Annotated in this window: 7 protein-coding genes; 6 read left to right on the top strand and 1 reads right to left on the bottom strand. The window is 34.7% G+C overall.

Annotated elements, in window-relative coordinates:
- Positions 1 to 314: 314 nt before the first annotated feature.
- From ABYD77_RS16350 to ABYD77_RS16325, 6 genes are read left to right on the top strand one after another with little or no spacing between them, the layout of a single operon-like run.
- On the top strand, positions 315 to 1,715 hold the full coding sequence (locus ABYD77_RS16350) for an undecaprenyl-phosphate glucose phosphotransferase (protein ID WP_372771175.1): 1,401 nt from the start codon (positions 315 to 317) through the stop codon (positions 1,713 to 1,715).
- A gap of 15 nt (positions 1,716 to 1,730) precedes the next feature.
- Entirely contained in the window at positions 1,731 to 2,918 is a 1,188-nt protein-coding gene (locus tag ABYD77_RS16345) for an outer membrane beta-barrel protein (protein ID WP_372771174.1), read from the top strand.
- Between the two features lie 9 nt (positions 2,919 to 2,927).
- Positions 2,928 to 3,440, top strand: a complete 513-nt coding sequence (locus ABYD77_RS16340) for a polysaccharide biosynthesis/export family protein (RefSeq protein WP_372771173.1) — start codon at positions 2,928 to 2,930, stop codon at positions 3,438 to 3,440.
- 8 nt (positions 3,441 to 3,448) lie between these two features.
- Positions 3,449 to 5,623, top strand: a complete 2,175-nt coding sequence (locus tag ABYD77_RS16335; RefSeq protein WP_372771172.1) for a GumC family protein — start codon at positions 3,449 to 3,451, stop codon at positions 5,621 to 5,623.
- Positions 5,624 to 6,352 carry a tyrosine-protein phosphatase gene (locus ABYD77_RS16330; protein ID WP_372771171.1) on the top strand — a complete coding sequence of 243 codons (729 nt, stop codon included), beginning with the start codon at positions 5,624 to 5,626 and terminating at the stop codon, positions 6,350 to 6,352.
- A 38-nt stretch (positions 6,353 to 6,390) separates the two neighbouring features.
- Complete coding sequence (locus ABYD77_RS16325; protein WP_372771170.1) at positions 6,391 to 7,035, top strand: hypothetical protein; 645 nt, start codon at positions 6,391 to 6,393, stop codon at positions 7,033 to 7,035.
- Here ABYD77_RS16325 and ABYD77_RS16320 read toward each other — a convergent pair.
- Positions 7,013 to 7,822, bottom strand: an 810-nt coding sequence (locus tag ABYD77_RS16320) for an O-antigen ligase family protein (RefSeq protein ID WP_372771169.1), incomplete at its 5' end; no start/stop codon positions are given. The genes ABYD77_RS16325 and ABYD77_RS16320 overlap by 23 nt on opposite strands.

Genomic DNA, 7,822 nt, shown 5'->3' with positions numbered 1-7,822 from the left:
CGAGCTAAGATGTTATGTAGAAAGTGATTCAGAACAAACGTCAAAGCATATTGTTCAATCTGTTTTACAAGCAATAACTCATTTATAAGATTGAAGCCACTTACTTATTAAGTGGCTCTATCTGAGCTTAACTTTACGTTTAAACCTTATAAAGTGTAATAACGTATATAAAATTTTAAAAAAATAATAACCTTCATATATTAAGTGGTTATAAAAAAATACAACCTTTTTGGTTGTTTTCATTTTTTTTTAATATCAAATTGCATATAATAGCGCGGTTTTACAACACAGTTTATTAACTACATGGAGGTAGGGTGAATCCTTCCCGTACATTCAAACCATCTAGTAATTCAGGTGCAAACCTTTATCGTGCTACCGATCTTAGCGTAATTATTATTACGTTATTCGCGGCAGGATTATTTTATGGTGTTGACATAAAACAAGGTTATTTTATTGTTTTAGGTTGTGTACTGGTAGCCTACCTTTATACTGCCGAATTACTTAATTTATACCGTTCTTGGCGCGCTGGTAAGTTTAGAGAAATGGTATTTAACTCTTGGGCGTGTTTATTTCTTGCATTTAGTGTTTTATTTTTAGTTGCTTTTTTATTTAAATTTACCGAACAGTTATCACGCGTAACCTTAGTATTGTGGTTTACCTTTTGTTTTTTTGGTTTGTTTTTAAGCCGCTTTGTTGTTCGCACATACAAAAAAAACCGCCGCCGATTGGGGCTGAGCACAAAAAAAGTTGCCATAATTGGCGCTACCGAAGCAGGTGCTAATTTATTTAATCAAATAACACAGCACGATGAACTAGGCTATGAGTTTGTTGGTTTTTATGAAGACAGAAAGCCAGAACGCCTGTTTGAAGATTTACATTTCCATGTTGAAGGGGCAATAGACATTGCCGTTGAAAAAGCAAAAAGTGGCGAAATCAGTGTATTGTTTATTGCATTGCCTTTTAAAGCCGAAAAGCGCATCGCTGATATTTTACTAAAGCTGGGCAATAGCACAGTAGATGTTCACTTTATTCCAGACTTTTTACTTTCTAATCTAATTCATGCTCGTATTGAGCATATTGGCGATGTAGATACCTTGAGTGTGTTTGAGTCGCCTTATTTAGGCGCAAGAGAGTTTGTAAAACGTACAGAAGACATCGTTGTAGGCCTTCTCATTTTATTGTTTATTTCACCAATATTAATTGCAATTGCCCTTGGCGTTAAGTTCACTTCGAAAGGCCCAATCCTATTTAAACAAGATCGCTATGGCTTAGGTGGTGAAAAAATACGGGTGTGGAAATTCCGCTCCATGACGGTAATGGAAAATAGCGATGTAGTCACTCAAGCTAAAAAGGGCGATGTACGTATCACCGAATTTGGCGCATTTTTAAGGCGCACAAGTTTAGACGAATTACCCCAATTTTTTAATGTAATTACAGGGCAAATGTCGATAGTGGGGCCACGCCCACATGCTGTTTCACATAATGAAGAATACCGCCAAAAGGTCGAATTTTATATGCTGCGCCATAAAGTAAAACCCGGCATCACTGGTTGGGCACAAATTAATGGTTGGCGCGGCGAAACAGACACGCTAGAAAAAATGGAAAAGCGTGTTGAACACGATTTATTTTATATCAAGCATTGGTCTTTATGGTTTGATATAAAAATTATTTTATTAACGTTTTTTAAAGGGTTTGTAGGTAAAAATGCCTACTAAGTAAAGGAAATAATAATGAAAAAAAGCATCTTAACTTGCGCAATTGCAACGTTATTATCTTTTAATGTTCAAGCCAATAATGAGCCTGGTGCAATTAGAACGGAATCTGGCTTTATAGTTACGCCATTATTAGATCTAGGTTTAAAACATGACGACAATATTTATAGTCGCTCAAGTGATGAAACAAGCAGTGCAATTTTTACAGTTGACCCTTCAGTAAACTTCTTACTTGATGATGGTGTAAACAGTTATACGATCGATGTTGGTATTTTATCGGGCTTTTATTCAGAAGATAGCACCGATAATTTTGTTGATGGTTTTCTGGGTTTGGGTGGCCATTTCGAGCCAAGCTCAAAATCGCGTTTTGATATAAATCTTGATGCAAATTGGACTACAGAGCAGCGTGGTACAGGTTTAACCGAAGGTACGGGTAATACAGTTGATAAACCTATACGTTATGCTGAACAGACTTTATCTGGTGAATATGAGTATGGTTCAAAGTCAGCTTTCGGCCGACTAGCTGTTATGGCTGAATACTATAATAAAGATTACCTTAATTATAAAGAGCAAACACAGTATAGAAATTTAGAACATGTAATGCTTGGTGGAAAATTTATTTATAATACCCAATCTGGCAGTGATGCTTTCGTTGAGCTTAAAAATACTGCTGTTAATTACGATGTGACCAATCCAAATGAGCTTTCTCGTGATTCCAATGACATTAATGCTTCTGTAGGCATAGAGTGGGAAGCTACAGCGTTAACTTCGGGCAGTGCAAAAATAGGTTATGAAGAAAAGGAGTTTGATGACAGTGGACGTGCTAAGCATTCAGGCATTAGTTGGGAAGTTGGCGTTACTTGGCAACCTTTAACTTATTCTAGTTTAGATTTTACAACATCGAAAAGTGCTGATGAGACGCTAACTGAAGGTGATTTTATTGACGCAACAACATTAGGAGTTGCTTGGACACATGATTGGAATGATAGAGTATCTTCTCAGTTAGCTGTGGATTATAGTGACGAAAAATATGTTGGGATAAATCGTGACGATAGTGAACTAACATTAACTGCTGCGATTGATTATCAAATGTTACGTTGGGTGGGTTTTAATTTCTATATCGAAATTGTTGATAAGGATTCAACAAACGATAATATTTATTTTGATAAGAATGTTGTTGGCGTAAATACACGCTTGTCACTCTAAGGGTTAAATATGTTGAGGCTAGTCTGCCTTGCTCTATTTTTTGTCCTGCCTTCAATTGCAGCGCAGGACAACTATATTTTAGGGCCAGGTGATAAAATATCTATAAAAGTTTATGGTCAAGAAGATCTTACCGTTGAATCTTTTTTGGGCAATAGTGGAGAAATTAACTATCCATTTTTAGGTGAAATAAAAATAGCAGGATTGACTGTTAAACAAATCGAACATTTAGTAACTAAGGGCCTAAAAGAGGGCTATTTAATAAAGCCAAATGTATTTGCACAAGTGATAGAATATCGCCCATTTTATATTCATGGAGAAGTTAAAAACCCTGGTGCTTACCCATATAATCCTGGCATGTCGATTAATCAAGCTATCGCTCTTGCAGGCGGTTTAACAGAACGTGCTTCTGAAGATAAAGTCTTTTTGTTTAAAGAAGGTAATAACACAAATCAACTAAAAGCTACTCTAGATACTAAAGTATCAGCTGGTGACACAATTAAAATCGATCAACGATTTTTCTAGAGGTATTAATGGAAAACGTAAACTCTGACGGCTTTGATATCAAGCCATTTATCAATGCGCTAAAAAAACGTATTGTTTCTATAGCTCTGTTTTCATTTCTTACCACTACGCTTGTTGGTTTGTACTTGATGACTTTGTCTCCGATATATCAAGCTACTTCAACAATACAAATAGAGTCTAAACAAGCCAGAGCTGTAAATTTTCAGCAAGTATACGGGGTAGATTTTTCTCGTAGAGATTATTTTGATACTCAATTTGCAATCTTAAAATCAGAAACAATAGCAAGAAATGTAATAAACAAACTTAACTTATCTCAATACCCTGAGTTTAGAACCTATGAACCATCAAAGGGTCTTTCTTCTAAATTAAAAGAGCTTTTGCCATTTTTGTTCGATTCTAGAGTTGATGTCGATATCGACTCTGAAGAATTTAAAATGCAGTTGATGCTTAAGAAATTTAATAATTCATTAGACGTGAAGCCAAAATATGGCACGAGATTAATTACCGTTTCATATGAGTCAGGCGATCCTGAGCTGGCAGCTTTAATTGTAAACACTTTAACCGCAACTTATATCGAAAGAGAAGTGCTCCAGAAAACAGGAATGACGCAGAAAGCTGCAGGATGGTTAAGTGATCGACTATCTACCTTGAGAGTACAATTAGATAACTCTGAATCTAATTTGCAAGCTTATAGGGAGGCTGAAGACTTAATAGATTTTGAAGGTTCAATAAGCTTAATCAGAAGTGAGTTAGAACAAACTTCAGAACAATTAGTCATCGCAAGAAATGAATTAACTAAGCTTGAAAATATTATAAGGATAATAAACGAACAAGGTTCAAGTGACATAGAGCATCTTTTATCTTTGAATACCATTACATCACACCCTATTGTTCAAGATGTGCAGTTGCTAGTTCGGGAAGCCGAAAAAACTGTGAATGAATATTCTCAGGTATATGGCCCAAAGCATCCAAAAATGATTTCAGCAGTCGCTGAACTAAATACGTTACAAAAAAATCTTAAACAACAGGTCTCATCATTAGTATCTGGCATAAATAAAGAAGTAAGAAGTGCAAGGGCGAATGTAACTTCGCTTGAAGTATCGCTAAAGCAGTTAAGAGTCGAATATCAAAAAATTACTCGCAAAGAGACAGATTACCTAAAATTAAAACGTGAAGTTGAAACAAATCGTAACCTGTATGATGCATTCCTAACACGTTCAAAAGAAACTGAAGTTACTAGTGACTTTAATCTTGAGACAGCAAAAGTTATCGACAAGGCATTCGTACCGACAATACCAGTTAAACCAAATAAGAAAAAACTCTTGTTACTTGCACTTTTTGCTTCGATTGGTTTTTCTGCAGGGCTAGTAGTACTTTTAACACTTCTTAACGACACAATTAAAAGTGCCTTAGACATTGAAAACAAACTAGCACAGCGTATGCTTGGCTTACTACCACTTCAAGTTGTTAAAAAAGGAACGGATCTTGATACTTATTTATTCTTTGATAAAGAATCTCGCAAGTTTTCGGAAGCTGTTAGGACATTTAGAACTAGTTTCGTTTTAAGCCAAATGGAGAAGAAGAACCAAATTATTGAGGTTACCTCTTCTGTACCGGGTGAGGGTAAATCAACTACTTCAAGTAATTTAGCATTCTCATTAGCACAAATTGAAAAGGTACTGCTTATTGATGCAGATATGCGAAAGCCTAGTATATGTAAAAGATTTAATATACCAGCCTATCATCCAGGGCTTGCAAACTTTATTGCGGGTACAGACAAGTTTGAAGACTGCATATATATTGATGAAAAATCAGGATTACATATAATGCCTTGTGGTCAAGTCCCACCAAATCCTCTTGAATTACTTTCTTCTACAAGGTTTAGCAAGATGCTTGAAGGATTAAGAAGTCGGTTTGACAAAATTATTATTGATACTGCACCAACACACGCTGTTAGTGATTCTTTAGTTATTTCTCAAAATGCTGATGCTGTGATCTATGTAGTAAAATCTGCTAGTACACGAATAGGCCTTGTTAAATCAGGATTAGGTCGCTTGATTGAGGCGCGTGCAAATATTGCTGGAGTTGTACTCAACCAAGTAGATATTAAGCAAGCAGATTCTTATGCAGATTATCAAGGCTATTATGATTACTATGCCTATGGTGAGGAAAATAAATCGTAAATGTATGACATTCACAGTCATTTAATTCCAGGTATCGATGATGGCGCTAGAGACGAGGCTGAAGCTTTGTCTCTTTTACGTTTAGCCGAACAAGATGGCATCACACACATGGTGTTAACTCCACATATACATTTGGGTCGATTTGATAATACCCTTAACAGTATATTTGATGCATTCTTTCAATTTAAATTAGCTGCCTTAGCGAACAATATTTCTATACAGTTAGCATTTTCTGCAGAAATCAGAATAGACGCTGAAATTATTCCTTTGTTGCAAAAAAGAGATTTGCCATTTCTAGGAAACTTTGAATCACGCAAGGTTGTGTTACTTGAGTTACCACACTCTCAATATCCTTTAGGTGCCGATAATTTAATAAAGTGGATGATTAAGGAGGGAATAACACCTGTTATTGCTCATCCTGAAAGAAACAGAGATATACAAAAGAACACAGATCTTATATTAAAATTAAAAAGATTAGGCTGCCTATTTCAACTCACAGCGGGCAGCGTGACAGGTGTCTTTGGAGAAAAACCGAAACTATTATCTGAATGGATTTTAAAAAATGACTATGCAGATTTAATTGCAAGTGATGCTCATAACTTAAAACGACGCCCACCAATATTGAGCGATGCCTACGCAAGTATAAGTAATGTTTATGGCAACAGCTATGCTGAAAAATTATTTGTAAAAACTCCTGCTGAAATAACCAAACACTTATTTTTATGTTAAAACGTTATTTATCCATATTCGTTCTTTTCGCTTTATCCATGAGCTTTCTTATCAAAAGTCTGTCATTTTTAATTGCAGATGTTCATTATGAAAATGCGCAGCACCTTTTTAACAAATGGGTTTCTGAAAAAGGTATTAATAATAAAGATGAATACAAGCTTGCTTTAGATGAAATTAATTTTGCTTTACAAAACAATAAGTATAATGCGCATTATTATGATACTAAAGCGCGTATATTAGATTGGGGAATCGCAGGCAATTTCGAAATAGAAGCAAACTATAATAATGTCGTAAAACTATTTTTAAAATCAACTGAGTTGAGACCTTATTGGCCTGTAACATGGATTGAATTAGCAGCTGTAAATGAAATTGTTCAAGGTATGAGTAGTGATACCCGAACATATATTCAGAAAGCTTTAGTAAATGGCTACTATAATCGACATGTTATCAATGGAATATTAAGTATTTTATTGCTTTCTTGGGATAACTTAACATTTGCAGACAAAATGTTATTTTTTAAACTGCTGAAAGTTACGTCTCAAAAGGAACAGCTTCTATCAAAAGCATTAATGGATGCAAAAGCTTTAGATAAACACACCTTAGTATGTAGTCAAATTAAATACGATAAAGACTATAAAGATTATAAAAATAAATGGCCTTTTACTGGCGTCTGCGCTTTTTAACATCAGATTTCAATTTACTGACATTTAATAGAGTTGCTAATATAGCTATGAAAGTTATCGAATTTGCCCCTGACTGTAAGGAATAATCCACTGTAGAGTGTATTAACATCATCAAAATAGAGGTTATACATCCGAATGCTATGCCTTTTTGAAAATTGCAATTACTTGTAGAGATTATATTTAAACATAAAAATAATAAATAAATCAAAAGACAACCTAATAAAATCGACACTGGCAACCCCAGTTCAGCAGCAAATTGAATGTAGTCATTATGCGCATTATCATAATGACCAAGAATCACTTCGGATTGATATGCTGGAAAAGCAGTATAAAAGCTACCACCACCAGAGCCTAAGATTGGTTTATCTAGTATTATAAGAATTGAATCTCGATAAACTTCATCTCTTGTTTCTTCAACAAAGCTAGTATTACTAAGTCTATCCTTGACTTCTCCTATGCCAATTAAACCACCAACAATTACGAGATCTAAAACGAAAAAACTAACTATTAATAACTTTAATTGCTGGGGCTTATTTTTATAAAAGAAAAATCCGTATAAGCTGATGATCGCTAGCGCTGAAAAAAAAGCAATATTTCCCATTCTACTTTTTGTAAGTACTAAACCACAAACAATAATAATTAAACACAATCGAAGAATGATTTTATTACTGAGAAGTGACTCTAGAATGTCTATTATAAGTTGTTTTATCGGAAGAGGATGTTTATTAATCTTCATTTGGCTAATTAGCAAACCAATGCCCATTGCTAAGCATAGATTTAAATAATT

The organism is Pseudoalteromonas sp., from assembly GCF_041629635.1.
In the GTDB taxonomy this organism is placed as follows: Bacteria; Pseudomonadota; Gammaproteobacteria; order Enterobacterales; family Alteromonadaceae; genus Pseudoalteromonas.
The sequence above is the reverse complement of the archived record's forward strand: the minus strand, read 5'-3'. Positions and strand labels throughout refer to the sequence as shown.